This window comes from Jiella sp. M17.18 (assembly GCF_041027365.1).
Taxonomy (GTDB): domain Bacteria; phylum Pseudomonadota; class Alphaproteobacteria; order Rhizobiales; family Rhizobiaceae; genus VKMB-3413.
Genome location: NZ_JBFTEH010000001.1, coordinates 71,337 through 89,843 on the forward strand (window position 1 = coordinate 71,337; position 18,507 = coordinate 89,843).

The window sequence follows — 18,507 nt, forward strand, 5'->3', positions numbered from 1 at the left end:
CGAGGAAGGCGGGGGTTCCGATGGCGCAGAAACCGGTCGAAGATCTGACGGAGAACGAGGCGGCGGAGGAGCTGGCGCGCCTGGCGGCCGAGATCGCCGGACACGACCGGCGCTACTTCCAGGAGGATGCGCCCACCGTCTCGGACGCCGAATACGACGCGCTGCGCCGGCGCAATGCCGCGATCGAGGCGCGTTTCCCGGAACTCATCCGCGAGGACTCGCCCTCGGCGCGCGTCGGATCGGAGGTTTCGGAGAAGTTCGGCAAGATCCGCCATGCGCTGCCGATGCTCTCGCTGGACAATGCCTTTTCCGACGAGGACGTGCGCGATTTCGCCAGGCGCGTCCGGCGCTTCCTGAAGCTTGCGGAGGATGCGCCGCTGGCGATCACGGCGGAGCCGAAGATCGACGGCCTGTCGCTCTCCCTGCGCTACGAAGGCGGCGCGCTGGTCTCTGCCGCGACGCGCGGCGACGGCACCACGGGCGAGGACGTCACCCGCAATGCCCGGACGGTCACGGACATCCCGAACCGGTTGAAGGGCGAGGCGCCGGACGTCTTCGAGGTGCGCGGCGAGGTGTATATGAGCCATGCGGGCTTTGCGGCGCTGAACGAGCACCAGGCGGAGACCGGCGGGCCGGTCTACGCCAACCCGCGAAACGCCGCGGCCGGGTCGCTGCGCCAGCTCGACGCGGGCATCACGCGGCAGCGCGGGCTGAAATTCTTCGCCTATGCCTGGGGCGAGGCGAGCGCGGTGCCGGGCGAGACGCAGACCGAGGTCGTCGCGGCGCTCGGGCGAATGGGCTTTCCCGTCAATCCGCTGATGGCCCGCTTCGATACGATCGAGGGGCTGATCGCGCATTACCACGCGATCGAGGAGAAGCGCTCCAGCCTCGGCTATGACATCGACGGCGTGGTCTACAAGGTCGACGACCTCGCGCTCCAGCGCCGCCTCGGCTTCGTCTCGCGCTCGCCGCGCTGGGCGATCGCGCACAAGTTCCCGGCCGAGCAGGCGACGACCGTGCTGCATGCCATCGAGATCCAGGTCGGGCGCACCGGCGCGCTGACGCCGGTCGCCAAGCTCGACCCTGTGACCGTGGGCGGCGTGGTCGTGCAGAACGCCACGCTGCACAATGCCGAGGAGATCGAGCGGCTGGACGTGCGGGTCGGCGACACGGTCAAGATCCAGCGGGCCGGCGACGTCATCCCGCAGGTGCTCGGCATCGTGCCGGAGAAACGGCCGGCGGGTGCGGAGCCGTTCTCGTTCCCGTCCGTCTGCCCCTGCGAGCTGAAGACCGAAGTGGTGCGCGAGGAGACCGCGTCCGGCGCGCAGAGCGTCGTCCGGCGTTGCACCGGCGAGTTCGCCTGTCCGTTCCAGCGGCGCGAGCATCTGAAGCTCTTCGTCTCGCGCAAGGCCTTCGACATCGAGGGGCTGGGCGACAAGCAGATCGATCTCTTCTACGACGACCCCGACTTCCGGGTCCGCACGCCCGCCGACATCTTCAAGATGCGCGGGCGGAACGAGGCGGGGCTGAAGAAGCTGAAGGACAAGGAGGGGTTCGGGGAGGTCTCGGCCCGGAACCTCTTCGACGCGATCGAGGCGCGCCGGACGATCGCGCTCGACCGGCTGATCTTCTCCCTCGGCATCCGCCACGTCGGCGAGGCGACGGCGAAGACGCTCGCACGGGCCTACGGAACCTTCGACGCCTTCCACGCGGCGGCCATGAAGGTCGCCGAAGGGGACGCGGAAGCGGCCGCCGAGATGGACGCGCTGGAGGATATCGGCGAGGCGGTGATCACGGCCGTGTCGCGCTTCTTCTCTGAAGAGCACAACCGCAAGCTCGTTGAGGAACTCGTCGCCGAGCTCGACGTCCAGGAGGCGGAGAAGCCGGCGGCGACGTCGCCGGTCTCCGGCCAGACGATCGTCTTCACCGGCTCGCTGGAGAAGATGACGCGGGACGAGGCGAAGGCGATGGCCGAGGCGCTGGGCGCCAAGGTCGCCGGCTCGGTGTCGAGGAAGACCGACCTCGTCGTCGCCGGGCCGGGCGCCGGATCGAAGCTCGCCAAGGCCTCCGAACTCGGCATCGAGGTGATCGACGAGGACGCCTGGTTCGCGCGGATCGGCCGAAAGGTGCCGGAAGCGGATCCGGCCGCATGAGGCTCGGCGGCGAGCCGGCCCCCTCGAAGCCGATGCCGCGGTGCGATGCAGGCCTGCCACGCGCCGGCATAATCGCTTCCCCAGGCTGACGAACGGGTTGTCCCGCGCCCTTCGGCGGGCGACACTGCGGCTCTATCCAATTGGGAAATCACGATGCCCTTTCGCCTGCCGCGCCCTTCGCGTTCCGGCCTCGCCCTCCTGTTTCTGGCCGGTATCGCCGCTCCCGGAGCAGCTTTCGCCAAGCCGGCGGCCGAGCCCCACCACGCGGTCACACAGTCGTCGCACGCCGCCAAGCCGGCTCCGGAATCTGCCGCGCCCGATGCTGCCGAGCCGGAGGGTGCGCCGACGATCATCGGGCCGAACGACCGCGACGCGATCCTGAAGATGGCGAAGGGCTACGGCGATGCGGAGCTGACCAAGGTCGAGAGCGGCGATCCGGTGATCATCGGCTCGATCAACGGCACCGACTACCAGCTGTTCTTCCTCGGCTGCACCAAGCACGCCGACTGCAAGATCCTCGACTTCTACGCGATCTGGAACCAGCGCGACGTCGCCCTCGACACGATCAACGACTGGAACGCCTCGCAGCCGTTCAACAAGGCCTATCTGTCGGACGACGGCCTGCCGGTGGTCGAACTCGATCTCTCGACCGTCGGCCTGACGTCGGCGGCGCTCGCCGACACCTTCGACCGCTGGACGATCGCGCTGGCGCAGTTCCCGCGCGCGGTCCTCGACGCCGGGCAGTAGCCGAACGGCGCGTCTTCGCGAACCCGCCTCGACGGCGGCGGCCGGCGGCGTTACATGCCGGCCCTTCGCCAACGGCTCCGAGCGCTGTCTTGCCTGATTCCCGCCGATCCGAACGCGCCGCCGCACTGCGCGCGGTAGCCCCCGTGCTCCTCGCCATCATGCCCTTCGGCATCGTCTATGGCGCGATCGCGGTCGGCTCCGGCCTGACCATCCTGCAGGCGATGGGCTTTTCCGTCTCGGTCTTCGCCGGCGCCTCGCAGCTCGCAGCGATCCAGATCCTCGGCGCCGGCGGGCCGGTCTGGTCGGCGCTTCTCACCATCGTGGCGCTGAACTTTCGCCACGTGCTCTATTCCGCCTCGATGGGGCGGCATCTCGGCCGCTTCTCGGCGGTGGAGAAGGCGGCGGCGTTCTATGTGCTGGTCGACCCGGTGTTCGGCGCGGCGGAGGTGCGGGCGAGCGAGCGGCCGCTGACGAAATCGTTCTATTTCACCTATGGCGCGATCATCTACACCGGCTGGCAGATCGCCTCGCTGATCGGCGCCGTCTTCGGGTCGCTGATCGAAGACCCCAAGGCCTTCGGCCTCGACTTCGTGCTGCCGGTCTATTTCCTGGCGCTGGTCATGACCTTCCGCAAGCGCGGCCAGTTCTACCCCGTGGCACTGACGAGCCTCCTCGTCTCGATGCTGGTCTATCTGACCCTCGGGCCGCCCTGGCATGTCAGCATCGGCGGTCTGGCCGGCATCGCGGTGGGGGCGATGGTGGGCGGATCCGGCGAGGCGGCGGAGGAGACGACCGGCCATGCATGACATCTGGCTGGTGATAGCCCTCGGCGGCGTCCTGACCTATCTCACGCGGGTCGGCGGCCACCTGATCGTCGCCCGCATCGGCCAGATTCCGCCGCGCGCCGCCGCCGCGCTCGACGCGGTTCCGGCGGCGGTGCTGACGGCGATCGTCGGGCCGGTGCTCGTCTCCGGCGACTGGCCCGAGCGCATCGCGATCCTCGCCTGCCTCTTCCTGTCCTTGCGGCTGCCGCTGATCGTCACGGTGGTGATCGGTACGGCGGGCGTGGCGTTCGCCCGTGCCGCCGGGTTCTGATTTCCCGGCGCGGCACGGGCTGGACGGCGGCTCAGGCCGGCCGGACGATCCGCTTCAACACGTCGGTCTTGAAGTAGAACTGCTGGACCAGCGCCCCGATGATGTGCACGCCCACCAGAATGAGCAGCGGGGTCCAGAAGAAGGTGTGGATCTCGCCGATCTCGCGGCTGCCCGAGAACCAGGCGATCAACCCGGCGATCGGCATGACGATCAGGATCGCATAGATCAGGAAGTGGGTGACCTTGGCGAGCCACAGCGCCCAGTTCGGCTCTTCGCCCGGATGCTCCGGGCGGCCGCGGGCGTAGCGGTCCCACAGGCGCACGAGGGCGGCGACCAGCACCAGCGTCCCGAAGACGATATGGACCCAGGCGAGGGTGACGGCGGAGGAGTCGACCGGCGTGCCGCGGTGCATCGCGCGCCAGACATGGGTCATCCAGTCGCTGTCGATGTACTGGATGATGATGAACAGGACGATGAGCCAGTGCATCGTGATGTTGAGGGCGGTCCAGCCTTCTCTGCGGGGGGCGGAAAGCGACATGCGGCATCCTTTCGGGTCGTTGCCCATGGCCGGCGGCCGCTCCTTTCGGGAACGGCCGCGGTCTGGCAGAAGCGAGAGCAGTCCGCCGAGCGAAGCGGCGGAACCGGAACAGGGTCGCGGCCAAAGATCATTCCGCAATGCGGCAGATCAAGTTTAGAACCGTTACACATTGCTGCGATCTGTAGGAGCGACAGCTTCCCGACAGGTCGCGCGGCCCGGCTGCGCCACCCTGCCGCAGGGCCCGGCGCGTCCGGGAGGCTCGCGAGGTCAGCGGGCGAGGGTGCGGGTCGCCGCGTCGATCCCGGCGAGCGTCAGCGGGAACATGCGCCCGCCGATCGCCTCCCGGACCATGTCGGTGGACTGGGCATATGCCCACTGGCGCTCGGGCAGCGGATTGAGCCAGACCGTCCGCGGCCACTGCCGCACGAAGCGCTCGAGCCAGACGGCACCCGGCTCGGCGTTCCAGTGCTCGACCGAGCCGCCCGGCATCATGATCTCATAGGGGCTCATCGCCGCATCGCCGACGAACACCGCCTTGTAGTCCGGCCCGTAGGTGTGGAGCACGTCCATCGTCGGGATCGTTTCCTGGTGGCGGCGGCGATTGTCCTTCCACAGCCGCTCATAGGGGCAGTTGTGGAAGTAGAAGAAGTCGAGGTGCCTGAACTCCGACCGCGCGGCGGAGAACAGTTCCTCGACCTCGCGGACATGGTCGTCCATCGAGCCGCCGACATCGAGGAAGAGCAGGACCTTCACCGCGTTGCGCCGCTCCGGCCGTGTCTTCACGTCGAGATAGCCGTGCTCGGCGGTCGAGCGGATCGTGCCGGGAAGATCGAACTCGTCCTGCGCGCCCTCGCGCACCCAGCGCCGCAACCGCTTCAGCGCAACGCGGATGTTGCGGGTGCCGAGCGCCACCTCGTCGTCGAAGTCGCGGAATTCGCGCCGGTCCCAGACCTTGACGGCGCGGCGATGCCGGCTCTCCGCCTGGCCGATCCGCACCCCTTCCGGATTGTAGCCATAGGCGCCGAAGGGCGAGGTGCCGCCGGTGCCGATCCACTTAGAGCCGCCCTGGTGCCGGCCCTTCTGCTCGGCGAGGCGCTCTTTCAGCGTCTCCATCAGCTTGTCGAAGCCGCCGAGGCTCTCGACCAGCGCCTTCTCTTCCGCGGTGAGGTGCTGCTCGACGAGCTTGCGCAGCCATTCCTCCGGCAGGTCGCGGGCGTCGAGCCCGCCTTCGCCGGACACCGCCGCGACACCCCTGAAGACGTCCGCGAACACCCGGTCGAAGCGGTCGACGAAGCGCTCGTCCTTCACCAGCGTCGTCCGCGCGAGATAGTAGAAGCCTTCGACGTCGTAGGTGACGAGGTCGGCCCGCATAGCGCCCAGCAGGGCCAGATGCTCATGCAGCGTGACCGGGACGCCGGCCTCGCGGAGCTTGAGGAAGAAGGTCAGGAACATCGGCGAAGGGTAGGACATCCGGCCGCGCAAGTCAGCTTTCCCGGCGCTCGTCGAGAGGATGGTATTGCGGTTGCAGTTCCTCGTGGCAATACGCATGCTGTTACGACGAATTGCGTGCACTGCGCCATTGGCGTATAGGAGAGGGAGCCGAGCGTGCCGCGGAGGCTGGACGTCGAGATCGCCGAGACACGACGGTTTCAGCTCGACTGTGCGCTGTACGGGCTCTCGGAGGCTGCCAAGCTCAGGGCGCTCGTCCAGATGGAAAGCGATCCGGCGATCGGACGATCTCGCGCGGACAAGCCATCGCTGTGGGAGTGGGAATTAGGCGAGTTCAGTATCACCTACGCCCTTGCCGGCGAGATGAACAAGATCGTGCTGCTGGAACTGCGTCCGCGCGTCGAAAAGCCGACGCAGTTGCTGAAGCGCACGTGGGAGGCGATCGACCGGATCAACGCGCTGAAGCGCCTGTTCGGATTATGATGGACGAGCTGCGATGATGAGCAAAAAGACCGCCGAACAGGCCTCGGCCGATCTGGCCGAATCTCTCGAGCAGGCGCTGAAGTGGTTCCAGGGCGACGCGTCCGAGGTCAAGGTCCACCGCTTCACCGTCGAAGTCCCGGACATCCTGGAACTGCGGCGCAGGCTGGACCTGACGCAGGAAGCGCTGGCGGCCAAGATCGGCGTCCCCGTCGGTACGCTGCGCAACTGGGAGCAGGGGCGGCGCTATCCCACCGGCCCGGCGCGGGTCCTGCTCAACGTCCTCTCCCGCGAGCCGGAGACCGTGATGGCGGCCATCGCCGCGTCCGAGACGGTCGAGGCGGCGGAGTAGCGGCGGCGACCGGCTGTCGCGGCCGGTCCGACATCTCGCGCCGGCAGCTGCGCAGCTTCGCGCCCGTCACGAATTCATCGCTGCCCATGGTCCCGCCGCCGCGAGAGGAAGCGGCCATCGGCTGACGCAGACAATCTTCGGGAGGACATCCAATGACGCTCCAGCTCTTCGATCTGACCGGCCGTACGGCGCTGGTCACCGGCTCCAGCCAGGGCATCGGCTATGCCCTCGCCGAAGGTCTCGGCGGCGCCGGCGCGCGGGTTGTGCTGAACGGCCGCGATGCCGGCAAGCTCGCGGCCGCTGCGGGCCGGCTCCGGGAGAAGGGCCTGGACGTCTCGACCTTTGCCTTCGACGTGACCGATGCGGACGCGGTGACGGAGGCCGTCGCCGGGATCGAACAGACGGTCGGGCCGATCGACATCCTCGTCAACAATGCCGGCATCCAGCGCCGCGGGCCGCTCGAGGACTATCCGGTGGAGACGTTCCGCGAGATTCTCAAAGCCAATGTCGAGTCGGTCTTCCTCGTCGGCCAGGCGGTGGCCCGCCACATGATCCCGCGCGGCCGCGGCAAGATCATCAACATCGCCAGCCTGCAGAGCGAGGCGGCGCGCTATTCAATCGCGCCCTATACGGCCACCAAGGGCGCCGTGAAGAACCTCACGCGCGGCATGTGCACCGACTGGGCGCGCCATGGCCTGCAGATCAACGCGATCGGCCCCGGCTATTTCGAGACGCCGCTGAACCAGGCGCTGATCGACGATCCCGTCTTCGACAAATGGCTGAAGACGCGCACGCCCGCCGGGCGCTGGGGCAAGGTCGAGGAACTGCAGGGCGCCGCGATCTTCCTCGCCTCAGCGGCTTCGGACTTCGTCAACGGCCAGATCCTCTATGTCGACGGCGGCGTGCTGGCGACGCTGTAGGAGGCGGCGGAGCGAAAGCTCCACCTCTAATTGCAGTCTCAGTGAATCGTTAAGACGACCTTGCGACGCTGGGGCAATGGACCCGGCGCTGCTCCGCGACCTGCAATCGAAGACTGCCGCGATCGCCGGATCGTGGTGGCGCGACGACCGGCGCAACTGGCGCGCCTATTGCGGCATCCCGATGCGGCGGCGTCGCGGGAAGGGCGGGTCCCAGCCGCCGACCCTCGCCACGCGCGATCACGTGATCCCTAAAGCCCATGACGGCGGCTTGCTGACGATCCCGGCCTGCCGCAGCTGCAACGCGGCCAAGGGCCGGCTGTCTCTGCCGGAGTTTCTCGAAACGGACGCCTTCCGGGCCGTGAGGCGTCACCGCCATCGCCATCAATGGCCGCTGCACGACCTCTGGACCGCAGTCGGCATCGCCGCCTTGCGGAAGGTGAGCGTGCTCGCCGTAGCGGCGAAGTCGGTCGAGACCGCATCCGCGCCTTCGGCGGTCATTGCTCGGGCAGCCGCGTCCGATCCGTCAGCGATGGTCGAAACACCCGGCCGCGGCCTGCCGCGGCGGGTATGATACCAGACGCTGCGCCGGCATCCGGAACGGTGCGGGGAGCGGACGGAAGGCGTCCTGATCTCAGCCGGTCTCGCCCTTCGCTCTGGCTTCCAGGGGCGGACGCCGCGATGTCGGCTGCCTTGCCTCGACCTCAGATGGTGATCTCGCCGGTGAGGTAGAGCACCGCCTGTCCGGACACCACGACCGTCTCGCCGTCGAGCCGGCAGCGAAGGTCGCCGCCGCGCTTCGAGACCTGCCTTGCGGTGAATTCCGTCTTGTCGAGACGCTCCGCCCAGTAGGGGACCAGCGCGCAGTGCGCCGACCCCGTGACCGGGTCCTCGTCGATGCCGGCCTTCGGCGCGAACATGCGCGAGACGAAGTCGACCGCGTCGCCGCGCGCCGTCGCGATGATGTTGCGCGGGGGGAGATCGGCAATCGCGCGGAAATCCGGCTGGAGTTCGCGCACCTCCGCCTCGCTGGCATAGACCGCCAGCCAGGAGACGTCGTCCGGCACGGCGATCTCGACCACGGCGCGGGGCTGCGCGCCGAGCGCGGGAGCGACTTCCTCGGCGGAGACCGAGCCGGTCTGCTCGCGTAGGGGGAATCGCATGTCGAACCAGCCGTCGGCACCGCGCGTGACCGTCAGTTCGCCCGACTGGCGCGTGACGAAGGTGAGCGTCTGCGCCGCTTCGCCGAGGACCTCGACGAGGACGAAGGCGGTGGCGAGCGTCGCGTGGCCGCAGAGCGGCACCTCGACCGTCGGCGTGAACCAGCGGAGCTCGAAGCGCCCCGGGCCGGCCGGCACGAAGAACGCCGTCTCGGAGAGATTGTTCTCGGCCGCGACGGCGAGCAACGTCTCGTCCGGCAGCCAGGCGTCCAAGGGAACGACGGCCGCCGGGTTGCCGGCGAAGCGCCGGGCGGTGAACGCGTCGACCTGATAGAGGGGCAGGGTGGGCATGATGCGGCTCCGGCTCGGATGGCTCTATACGCCCAGGCTTAGAACCGGGCATGGCTGCTGATAAGCCCCCGGCCGAACTTTCCGCCCCGGGTTCGGCGAAGGCGAGGCGCGAGCCGCCCCGCAGGCGCAGGTTCCCCGAAGACGGGCGAGGCAGGCGAACCGTCCCGCCGCCCCGCCGCGGCGATCCCGATCAGTCGCTCATCGAGCTCATGGCGTCCTCGACGGTCGCGTCGGGATTGTCCTTGCAGTAGCTGGCGATCTGGTTGCCCATATTGGTCATGCCGTCGCTGGTGACGTCTTCCGTGGAATCGGCCCCCGCCGAGGCGGTGCCGTCGGTCTGCGCTCCGGAGGACGCGTCCGCCGCGGCCGCCATCTTGGTGATCGCCTTCATCCGGGCGTTGGCGCTCATCTTCGCATACTGCTTGCAGGTCATGGTGCCGTCGCCGCCGGACGACGGGGCGGACTGGGCGAGGGCGCCGGAGGTCACGGATGTCGTCATCGCGAAGGCCAGGAGGACGGGAAGCTTCTTCATCGCAAGATTCCTTGGATTGTGCCGCGACAGGCGGCGTTTTGGCGGAATGTAGGGCGACGGCCGGCGGAAGCGCTGGCCGTCAGAGAAGAAGAGACCTCGCCCGCGACCTGAAACCTTCGCTGGCTGAGGGTCGGCCGCTCGCCACGCGGGAGTGCCGCCAGCCCGTGCCGCGAGAGGCGATGGCGGCCCGGCGTCGATCCCGCGAAAAACTGTTGGCCGGGAAAAGATCCCGCTCCAGTTAGATGAGGAGACAGGTCACAGGCCCTTCTCCGGAAGATCCCATGGTCGGGCCGGAGCAACCATGGAAAGGTTCCCCGTTTGTCGGAAGTCCGGATCAGCCGCCTCGGCCCATTTCCTCATGTGAGCGTCCCGGTGTTCGCGTCATCGGCCGCGCTGATACTCGGCTTCATCCTCTTCGGCGTCATCGCGCCGGACGTCGCGAACACGGTGTTCCAGGGCGCGCAGAAGTGGATCGCCTACGACTTCGGCTGGTTTCTCGTGCTGGTGACGAATGCGGCGCTGGTGCTGACCGTCTACATCGCCTTCAGCCGCTTCGGCGACATCCGCCTGGGGCACCAGACCGAGACGCCGGAATACAGCCTGTTCTCCTGGGTTGCGATGCTGTTCTCGGCCGGCATCGGCATCGGCCTTCTCTACTGGGCCGTGGCCGAGCCGCTCTACCACTTCTTCGCGCCGCCGGTCGGCGAACCGCAGTCTGTCGAGGCCGCCAAGCAGGCGATGGTGCTCGCCTTCTTCGACTGGGGACTGCACGGCTGGGCGATCTACTGCATCGTCGCGCTGTCGCTCGCCTATTTCCACTATCGCCACGGCCTGCCGCTCTCGATCCGCTCGGCGCTCTATCCACTGATCGGCGAGCGCATCTACGGACCGATCGGCCACGCGGTCGACACGCTCGCCGTGTTCGGGACGATGTTCGGCGTTGTCACCTCGCTCGGCCTCGGCGTCATGCAGATCGATTCCGGGCTGCAGACGATCTTCGGCCTGCCGGATTCGATCTATGTCCAACTCGTGCTGATCGCGATCATCACCGGCTTCGCGACAATCTCGGTGATGGCCGGCCTCGACGGCGGCATCAAGCGCATCTCCAACCTCAACATCTATATCAGCTTCCTGCTGCTCGGCTTCGTCGTCATCGTCGGTCCGACGCTCTTCATCTTCGACAGCTTCATCGAGAATGTCGGCAACTATATCGGCGGCCTCGTCCACTGGAGCTTCTGGCTGGAATCCTATTCGGGCACGGACTGGCAGGTCGACTGGACGCTGTTCTACTGGGCCTGGTGGATCTCCTGGTCGCCCTTCGTCGGCATCTTCATCGCGCGCATCTCGCGCGGGCGCACGATCCGCGAGTTCCTGCTCGGCGTGCTCCTGATCCCGACGACCATCCTGTTCTTCTGGTTCACCGCCTTCGGGGGCACCGCGATCAAGATGGAGCTCGAGGGCAATCCCGGGCTGATCGAGGCCACCAAGGAGAGCTACGGCAGCGCGATCTTCAAGCTGATCGAGTTCCTTCCCGGGACCTCGGTCATCGGCGTGGTGATCGTCGTGATGATCGTCATCTGGTTCGTGACGTCCTCCGACAGCGCCAGCTTCGTCATCGACATGCTGACCGCCGGCGGCCACGCCAACCCGCCGAAGATCCAGCGCCTGTTCTGGGCGATCAGCGAGGGCGTGGTCGCGGCGATCCTTCTCGTCGCGGGCGGGCTGAAGGCGCTGCAGGCGGCGGCCGTCGTCGCCGGCTTCCCCTTCGCCTTCGTGCTGTTGACCATGATGTACTCGCTGCTGCGCGGCCTCGGGCGCGACCGGCTGGTGCTCTACCGCTACGAACAGTGGTACCGCACCGAACAGGAGGCGGAGGTGAACGCGCCGGACGCCTACAAGGACGAGCACGCCCTGACGGGGCCGCCGGCGCTCGCCAGGGAGGCCTGAGGCGGGCCTTCCGGCAGCAGCTAGGCGCTTCCCGCGCGGACGACCGCGGACCGGCGCCGGCGCAGAAAGGCGGCGGCGGCCGCTCCCCTGTGCAATCCCGCTCCGGCTGCCTATATCGGTCTCGCCCCGCGCCCGCGGCGCACGCCTTCGTGCGCCCATCGCCGCCGTCTTCGGGCGTCGTGGGATTGGCCCAAGCAGGAAAGTCCGCGGATGTTCTCGTTCTTCGAGAGGATGGTCGATGCGTTCCCCGAGCGCGAGCTGACGAAGCCGCCTTCGGGCGGCCTCTTCTCGTTCATCTGGTTCTTCGCGCGGCCGGTCTGGACGCTGCTCCTCGCCCTTTCGCTCTGCACCGCGGCGATCTCGGTGATCGAAGTCTCGCTGTTCTCCTTCCTCGGTCACATCGTCGACTGGTTCGACGGTGCGACGCCTCAGACCTTCCTCGCCGAGCGCGGCTGGGAACTCGCCGCGATGGGCGCGGTGGTCCTGGTGCTGCTGCCGGGCATCCAGCTGATCGACGGGCTGGTGAACTTCCAGGCGATCTTCGGGAACTTCCCGATGCGCTTCCGCTACCTGATGCACCGCTGGCTGCTCGGGCACTCGCTCGGCTTCTTCCAGGACGAGTTCGCGGGCCGCGTCTCGCAGAAGCTGATGCAGACGGCGCTCGCGGTGCGCGAGACGGTGGTCAAGTCGATCGACGTCTTCCTCTATGTCGCCGTCTATTTCACCGGCGTGCTCGTCCTCGTCGCGGCGGCGGACTGGAAGCTGGCACTGCCCTTCGTCGGCTGGCTGGCGCTCTATGCGGTGATGCTGCGGTTCTTCATCCCGCGCCTCGACCGGGTCTCCGAGAAACAGGCGGATGCGCGCGCCGAGATGACCGGCCGCGTCGTCGACGCCTATGCCAACGTCCAGACGGTGAAGCTCTTCGCCCATACGCGGCGCGAGGCCGAATACGGGCGCGCCTCGATGCGCGGCTTCCTGCACACCGTCTACGGCCAGGGGCGCCTGGTGACGATGTTCGTCGTCTCGCTGCAGACGCTGAACTCGGCTCTGCTGTTCGCCGTCGGCGCGACCGGCATCGGGCTGTGGACGCACGGCCTCGTCAGCGTCGGCGCCATCGCCGCCTCGGTCGGCCTCGTCCTGAGGATCCACGGCATGTCGCAGTGGATCATGTGGGAGGTCTCGGGCCTGTTCGAGAACATCGGCACGATCCGCGACGGCATGGCGACGATGCAGATCCCGCATGCGGTGGTCGACCGGCCGAAAGCTACCCCGCTCGCCGTGCCGAAGGGCGAGATCGCCTTCGAGAACGTCACCTTCCACTATGGCAAGGGCGGCGGCGTGCTGCAGGACTTTGGCCTGACGATCCGGCCGGGCGAGAAGGTCGGCCTCGTCGGGCGCTCGGGCGCCGGCAAGTCCACCATCCTCAACCTTCTCCTGCGCTTCCATGACGTCGAGGGCGGCCGCATCCTGATCGACGGCCAGGACATCACGTCGGTGCCGCAGGAGTCGCTGCGCGAGAAGATCGGCATGGTGACGCAGGACACCTCGCTGCTGCACCGCTCGATCCGCGACAACGTCCTCTACGGCCGCCCGGACGCGTCCGAGGACGACCTCCTGCGCGCGGTCGAGCGCGCGGAAGCCGCGGAGTTCGTGGCGGAGTTGCGGGACCGCGACGGGCGCTCCGGGCTCGACGCCGAGGTCGGCGAGCGCGGGGTCAAGCTCTCCGGCGGCCAGCGCCAGAGGATCGCGATCGCCCGCGTCATGCTGAAGGATGCGCCGATCCTGCTGCTCGACGAGGCGACCTCGGCGCTGGACTCCGAGGTCGAGGCGGCGATCGCGGAGAACCTCTACCGGCTGATGGAGGGCAAGACGGTGATCGCCGTCGCGCATCGGCTGTCGACCATCGCCGCGCTCGACCGCCTCGTCGTCCTCGACAAGGGTCGGATCGTCGAGGAGGGCACCCATGCCGAACTCGTCGCCGCCGGCGGCCTCTACGCCCAGCTCTGGTCGCGCCAGGCGGGCGGCTTCCTGCTGTCGGACGAGGATGAGGATCGGGCGGACTCGCTGAGGGCGGCGGAATGATGGCTCTGAACGACGCCGACGCTCCGGCGGCTCAGGCACGGGCGCCTTCCTCTCCCCCGTGGGGAGAGGGCAGGGTGAGGGGGATGAACGCGGCTTCGGGGAGCGATCGCCGGTGGCGCAGCAGATCGTGTCTGCGCCTCCCGCACCTTGGCTCCAATATCCTGCCCGCCCCCTCATCGCCTGCCGGCACTTCTCCCCCCGGGGGAGAAGAAGGCGGTGTCGACGCCGCCGGACACTTGACGCGTGCGGCTTGGCCAAGCTCGGCCACGCCTCATGCACGGGCGCCGTCCTCTCCCCCATGGGGAGAGGGCAGGGTGAGGGGGATGAACGCGGCTTCGGCGAGCGATCGCCGGTGGCGCAGCAGATCGTGTCTGCGCCTCCCGCACCTTGGCTCCAATATCCTGCCCGCCCCCTCATCGCCTGCCGGCACTTCTCCCCCCGGGGGAGAAGAAGGCGGTGTCGACGCCGCCGGACACTTGACGCGTGCGGCTTGGCCAAGCTCGGCCACGCCTCATGCACGGGCGCCGTCCTCTCCCCCATGGGGAGAGGGCAGGGTGAGGGGGATGAACGCCGCTTCGGCGAGCGATCGAAGGTGGCGCAGCGGATCGTGTCTGCGCCTCCCGCACCTCGGCTCCAACGTCCTGACCACCCCCTCATCGCCTGCCGGCACTTCTCCCCCTGGGGGAGAAGAAGGCGGTGTCGACGCCGCCGGACACTTGACGCGTGCGGCTTGGCCAAGCTCGGCCACGCCTCATGCACGGGCGCCTTCCTCTCCCCCGTGGGGAGAGGGCAGGGTGAGGGGGATGAACGCGGCTTCGACGAGCGATCGCCGGTGGCGCAGCAGATCGTGTCTGAGCCTCCCGCACCTCGGCTCCAATGTCCTGCCCGCCCCCTCATCGCCTGCCGGCACTTCTCCCCGCGGGGGAGAAGAAGGCTGCCCTAATGTCGCGGTTCTTCTCGCCGACATCGGGACGGCGCGTGGGGATTCCCGATGCTGATGGACCGCCTGCTCCAGCGCTTCGAGACCGTGCTCGATCCGTTCGAGGACGAGGGCGAGGACAGCGAGGACGCCCGGCTCCACCGCACCGGCCATCTGGAGCCGCTGCCCGACGAGACCAACCGCTTCATCTGGCACTTCGCCAGGCAGGCGAAGTGGCCGCTGCTGGCGCTGCTCGTCCTCGGCGGCCTGACCGGCGGGGTCGAGGCGGCGATGTATACCGGCGTCGGCTGGCTGATCGACGCGCTCGGCAGGTCGACGCCCGAAACGCTTCTCGCCGACCATTTCTGGCTGATCGCGGGCCTCGCCTTCCTGACGCTGATCGGCCGGGCGCTGGTCCTCTTCGTCTCCTCGGTGATCGAGGAACAGGTGATCAGCCCCAGCTTCTACAACCGCATCCGCTGGCAGAGCTATCGCCGGCTGATGGAGCAGGCCTACACCTTCTTCCAGAACGACTTCGCCGGCCGGCTCGCCCAGAAGGTCCAGCAGGTGGGGCAGGCGACCGGCGACTTCGTCACCACGGTGCTCCAGACCTTCTGGTCCTTCGTCACCTTCATCCTCCTGACCGTGTCGATCCTCGGGGCGATCGACTGGCGCATGTCGGTGGTGCTGGCGATCTGGACGCTCGGCTATGTCTGGATCGTGCGCAACCTCCTGCCGAAGATCCGCGAGAACGGCCGGGCGACGGCCGAGGCGCGCTCGATCGTCTCCGGCCGGGTCGTCGACAGCTTCACCAACATCCTGTCGGTCAAGCTGTTCGACGCGACCCGGCGCGAGGATTCCTTCGTCAAGGACGGCTTCCAGTACCTCGTCGACGCCGTCCGCCGGATGACCCGGGCGCTGACCGAGGTGCGCACGGCCGTGGCTCTCCTCAACGGCTTCATGATGACCGGCGTCGGCGCCGTGGCGATCCTCGGCTGGCAGGCCGGCTCGGTCACCACCGGCGGCGTCGCCACCGCGCTCGGCCTCGTCCTCAGGCTGAACCAGATGTCCGGCTGGATGATGTTCAACATCAACGGCCTGGTGCGCAACTACGGCACCATTCAGGACGCCGTCGCGACGGTGACGCGCCTGCCGACGCTGGTCGACCGGCCGGACGCCCAGCCGCTCGCGGCGGACAAGGGCGAGATCCGCTACGAGGGCATCACCTTCCACTACGGCAAGGGCAGCGGCGTCATCGAGGACCTGTCGCTGGTGATCCGGCCGGGCGAGAAGGTCGGCCTCGTCGGCCGCTCCGGCGCCGGCAAGACGACGCTCGTCAACCTGCTCCTGCGCCTCTACGACCTCGAGGGCGGGCGCATCCTGATCGACGGGCAGGATATCTCCGGCGTGACGCAGGCCTCGCTGCGCGCCGCGATCGGCGTCGTCACGCAGGACACCTCGCTGCTGCATCGCTCGATCCGCGAGAACATCGCCTATGGGCGCCCCGGCGCGGACGAGGGCGACATCCTGATGGCGGCGGAGCGGGCGAACGCGGAAGACTTCATCCCGACGCTGCGCGATCCGAAGGGGCGAACGGGCTACGACGCCCATGTCGGCGAGCGCGGCATCAAGCTTTCCGGCGGCCAGCGCCAGCGCATCGCGATCGCCCGCGTGCTGCTCAAGGACGCGCCGATCCTGGTGCTCGACGAGGCGACCTCGGCGCTGGATTCCGAGGTGGAGGCGGCGATCCAGGAGAACCTCACGGCGATGATGGCGGACAAGACGGTGATCGCCATCGCCCACCGCCTCTCGACCATCGCGGCGATGGACCGGCTGGTCGTGCTCGACAAGGGTCGGATCGTGGAGGAGGGGACGCATGACGAGCTGATCCGCCGCGGCGGGCTCTATGCCAGCCTCTGGGCGCGCCAGAGCGGCGGCTTCCTGCTGGACACGGCGGCAGGAGAGGACGTGGCGGCGGAGTAGGGCGGCGTTCAGAGGATCTTCTGTCGCCGGACGATGACGGCTATTCTGCGGAACCTGTCGTCATCTCACGAGATACCCTGTTCAGGAGGACGCCATGAACGTCTCGATTGAAAACCGCTGGGAAGATTTCGTCGAAGAGGCGGTGAAGACGGGCCGCTATGCGTCCGCCAGCGAGGTCGTGCGCGAAGGCCTGCGCCTCCTCGAGGAACGGGAGGCAAAGCTCGCAGCCATCCGCCACACCCTGGACGCCTCTATCGCGGCCGGCGGTGAGGCGAGCGAGGACGCCATCGACGCGGCGCTGGAGGCGCGCGCGGCGGAACTGGTCGGCCAAGGCTATTGAGGTGCCGCGTCTTCGGTACCTGCCATCGGCTCAGGCCGATCTCGTCGGTATCCTGACGCACATCACGCGGGAGAGCGGCAGCGTCTCAACGGGCAGGCGCTTCGTTGCGCGCCTGCGGGCGAAATGTGGAAGCCTGGCGGAGCTTCCGGGGCTTCTCGGTACTCCCAGGCCGGAACTGCGCCACGACATCCGGAGCTTCGCGTTTCGTGGCTATGTGATCTTCTTCCGCTACCGGGATGAGCGAGCGATCTTCGAGGTCGTGAACATCCTGGAAGGGCATCTCGACATAGAGACGCGTTTCCGAAGCGGTTCGGATGGCCGGTGAGGGCCGAGCGCCGGCGGCGCGCCCGGATCCCCGCTCTCCTGCTCCCCCTCAGACGTCCATCCGTCGGATCTCCTCGACCGTCAGGAAATCCGGATTGCTGCCGGATTCGTAGGAGAATCCCGCCGCCACCGTCTGTCCCGTCTCGCCGATCCCGTTCACCGTGTAGTCCTGGTCCTTGTGGTGGAAGCGGATCGACGGGCGCAGGACGAAGTGGTCGTCGAATTCCAGCGTCAGGTGGCTGTCGTCGGACGGGCACATGATCTCGTGCAGCTTCTCGCCAGGCCGGATGCCGATGACCTTCGCCTCGCGCGTGCCGCTATAGGCCTCGACGAGGTCGAGGATCCGCACCGACGGGATCTTCGGCACGAAGATCTCGCCGCCATGCATGCGCTCGAAGTTCTTCAGGACGAAGTCGACGCCGCCCTGCAGCGTGATCCAGAAGCGGGTCATGCCCTCGTGCGTCACCGGCAGCGGCGTCTTGCCCTCCGCGACCAGCTTCTTGAACAGCGGCACGACCGAGCCGCGCGAGCCGACGACGTTGCCGTAGCGCACCACCGAAAAGATCGGGCCGCGGCCGCCGGTGACGTTGTTCGCCGCGACGAACAGCTTGTCGGAGGCGAGCTTGGTGGCGCCGTAGAGGTTGATCGGGTTCGCCGCCTTGTCGGTGGACAGGGCGATCACCTTCTTCACGTCCGTCGCGATCGCTGCCTCGATGACGTTCTGGGCGCCGTTGATATTCGTCTTGATGCACTCGTTCGGATTGTATTCCGCGACCGGAACGTGCTTCAGCGCTGCGGCATGGATCACATAGTCGACCCCGAGCATTGCGCGCTTCAGCCGCTCGCCGTCGCGCACGTCGCCGATGAAGTAGCGCATGACGGGATCGTCGAAGCGCTGGCCCATCTCGTACTGCTTCAGCTCGTCACGCGAGTAGATCACGAGCCGTCGCGGCTTGTAGCGCGAGAGGATCGTCTCGGTGTACTTCTTGCCGAAGGAACCCGTTCCTCCCGTGATCAAAATAGACTTGCCGTCAAACAAGGACTGCTCCGATGAATTTTCTGCGCAAGAGGCGGTGTGCCGGCCGCAGCTGCGCCTGGATTTCGCAGCAGCGTTCGATGGGAGCGATCTTGCACGCGG

Annotated in this window: 18 protein-coding genes; 13 read left to right on the plus strand and 5 right to left on the minus strand. The window is 67.9% G+C overall.

The window, feature by feature from the left end:
* The first annotated feature begins 20 nt into the window (after positions 1–20).
* The 4 genes from ligA to AB5S17_RS00375 all read left to right on the plus strand — a co-directional run bounded on the left by ligA (position 21) and on the right by AB5S17_RS00375 (position 3,995).
* Complete coding sequence (ligA, locus tag AB5S17_RS00360) at positions 21–2,153, plus strand: NAD-dependent DNA ligase LigA (RefSeq protein WP_369234976.1); 2,133 nt, start codon at positions 21–23, stop codon at positions 2,151–2,153.
* A gap of 153 nt (positions 2,154–2,306) precedes the next feature.
* On the plus strand, positions 2,307–2,900 hold the full coding sequence (locus AB5S17_RS00365; protein WP_369234978.1) for a YbjN domain-containing protein: 594 nt from the start codon (positions 2,307–2,309) through the stop codon (positions 2,898–2,900).
* Between the two features lie 143 nt (positions 2,901–3,043).
* Complete coding sequence (locus AB5S17_RS00370; RefSeq protein WP_369234980.1) at positions 3,044–3,706, plus strand: AzlC family ABC transporter permease; 663 nt, start codon at positions 3,044–3,046, stop codon at positions 3,704–3,706.
* A complete protein-coding gene (locus AB5S17_RS00375; RefSeq protein ID WP_369234982.1) occupies positions 3,699–3,995 on the plus strand; it encodes an AzlD family protein in 297 nt (98 codons plus the stop codon). The genes AB5S17_RS00370 and AB5S17_RS00375 overlap by 8 nt, the downstream gene beginning before the upstream one ends.
* Positions 3,996–4,026: 31 nt before the next feature.
* Here the strand turns inward: AB5S17_RS00375 and AB5S17_RS00380 are convergent, their stop codons facing one another.
* Positions 4,027–4,533, minus strand: coding sequence for a cytochrome b (locus AB5S17_RS00380; protein WP_369234984.1), 507 nt, complete (start codon positions 4,531–4,533; stop codon positions 4,027–4,029).
* Between the two features lie 267 nt (positions 4,534–4,800).
* Entirely contained in the window at positions 4,801–5,985 is a 1,185-nt protein-coding gene (locus AB5S17_RS00385) for a VWA domain-containing protein (RefSeq protein WP_369236090.1), read from the minus strand.
* 153 nt (positions 5,986–6,138) lie between these two features.
* On the opposite strand from AB5S17_RS00385, the gene AB5S17_RS00390 reads away from it, so the two are divergent.
* The 4 genes from AB5S17_RS00390 (at position 6,139) to AB5S17_RS00405 (ending at position 8,305) form a co-directional block, all read left to right on the plus strand.
* Positions 6,139–6,465: a hypothetical protein gene (locus AB5S17_RS00390; protein ID WP_369234986.1), complete on the plus strand. Its 327-nt coding sequence runs from the start codon at positions 6,139–6,141 to the stop codon at positions 6,463–6,465.
* A gap of 16 nt (positions 6,466–6,481) precedes the next feature.
* Complete coding sequence (locus AB5S17_RS00395; protein WP_369234988.1) at positions 6,482–6,814, plus strand: helix-turn-helix domain-containing protein; 333 nt, start codon at positions 6,482–6,484, stop codon at positions 6,812–6,814.
* Positions 6,815–6,966: 152 nt separating this feature from the next.
* Positions 6,967–7,734 carry an SDR family oxidoreductase gene (locus AB5S17_RS00400; protein ID WP_369234990.1) on the plus strand — a complete coding sequence of 256 codons (768 nt, stop codon included), beginning with the start codon at positions 6,967–6,969 and terminating at the stop codon, positions 7,732–7,734.
* A 76-nt stretch (positions 7,735–7,810) separates the two neighbouring features.
* Positions 7,811–8,305, plus strand: coding sequence for an HNH endonuclease (locus tag AB5S17_RS00405; protein ID WP_369234992.1), 495 nt, complete (start codon positions 7,811–7,813; stop codon positions 8,303–8,305).
* A gap of 130 nt (positions 8,306–8,435) precedes the next feature.
* Here AB5S17_RS00405 and AB5S17_RS00410 read toward each other — a convergent pair whose 3' ends face one another.
* Positions 8,436–9,242: a PhzF family phenazine biosynthesis protein gene (locus AB5S17_RS00410; RefSeq protein ID WP_369234994.1), complete on the minus strand. Its 807-nt coding sequence runs from the start codon at positions 9,240–9,242 to the stop codon at positions 8,436–8,438.
* A 190-nt stretch (positions 9,243–9,432) separates the two neighbouring features.
* The gene (locus tag AB5S17_RS00415) at positions 9,433–9,774 is read right to left on the minus strand and encodes an HdeA/HdeB family chaperone (RefSeq protein ID WP_369234996.1); all 342 of its coding nucleotides are present in this window, start codon (positions 9,772–9,774) and stop codon (positions 9,433–9,435) included.
* A gap of 372 nt (positions 9,775–10,146) precedes the next feature.
* On the opposite strand from AB5S17_RS00415, the gene AB5S17_RS00420 reads away from it, so the two are divergent.
* The 5 genes from AB5S17_RS00420 (at position 10,147) to AB5S17_RS00440 (ending at position 17,370) form a co-directional block, all read left to right on the plus strand.
* Positions 10,147–11,721 carry a BCCT family transporter gene (locus tag AB5S17_RS00420; protein WP_369234998.1) on the plus strand — a complete coding sequence of 525 codons (1,575 nt, stop codon included), beginning with the start codon at positions 10,147–10,149 and terminating at the stop codon, positions 11,719–11,721.
* A gap of 210 nt (positions 11,722–11,931) precedes the next feature.
* Positions 11,932–13,803 (plus strand): ABC transporter ATP-binding protein, encoded by a 1,872-nt coding sequence (locus tag AB5S17_RS00425; RefSeq protein ID WP_369235000.1) that lies wholly within the window; start codon positions 11,932–11,934, stop codon positions 13,801–13,803.
* 991 nt (positions 13,804–14,794) lie between these two features.
* Complete coding sequence (locus AB5S17_RS00430) at positions 14,795–16,705, plus strand: ABC transporter ATP-binding protein (protein WP_369235002.1); 1,911 nt, start codon at positions 14,795–14,797, stop codon at positions 16,703–16,705.
* A 94-nt stretch (positions 16,706–16,799) separates the two neighbouring features.
* Positions 16,800–17,045, plus strand: a complete 246-nt coding sequence (locus AB5S17_RS00435; protein WP_369235005.1) for a type II toxin-antitoxin system ParD family antitoxin — start codon at positions 16,800–16,802, stop codon at positions 17,043–17,045.
* A 1-nt stretch (position 17,046) separates the two neighbouring features.
* Complete coding sequence (locus AB5S17_RS00440; RefSeq protein WP_369235007.1) at positions 17,047–17,370, plus strand: type II toxin-antitoxin system RelE/ParE family toxin; 324 nt, start codon at positions 17,047–17,049, stop codon at positions 17,368–17,370.
* A 48-nt stretch (positions 17,371–17,418) separates the two neighbouring features.
* Here AB5S17_RS00440 and pseB read toward each other — a convergent pair whose 3' ends face one another.
* Positions 17,419–18,408, minus strand: coding sequence for a UDP-N-acetylglucosamine 4,6-dehydratase (inverting) (gene pseB, locus AB5S17_RS00445; protein ID WP_369235009.1), 990 nt, complete (start codon positions 18,406–18,408; stop codon positions 17,419–17,421).
* Between the last annotated feature and the right edge of the window lie 99 nt (positions 18,409–18,507).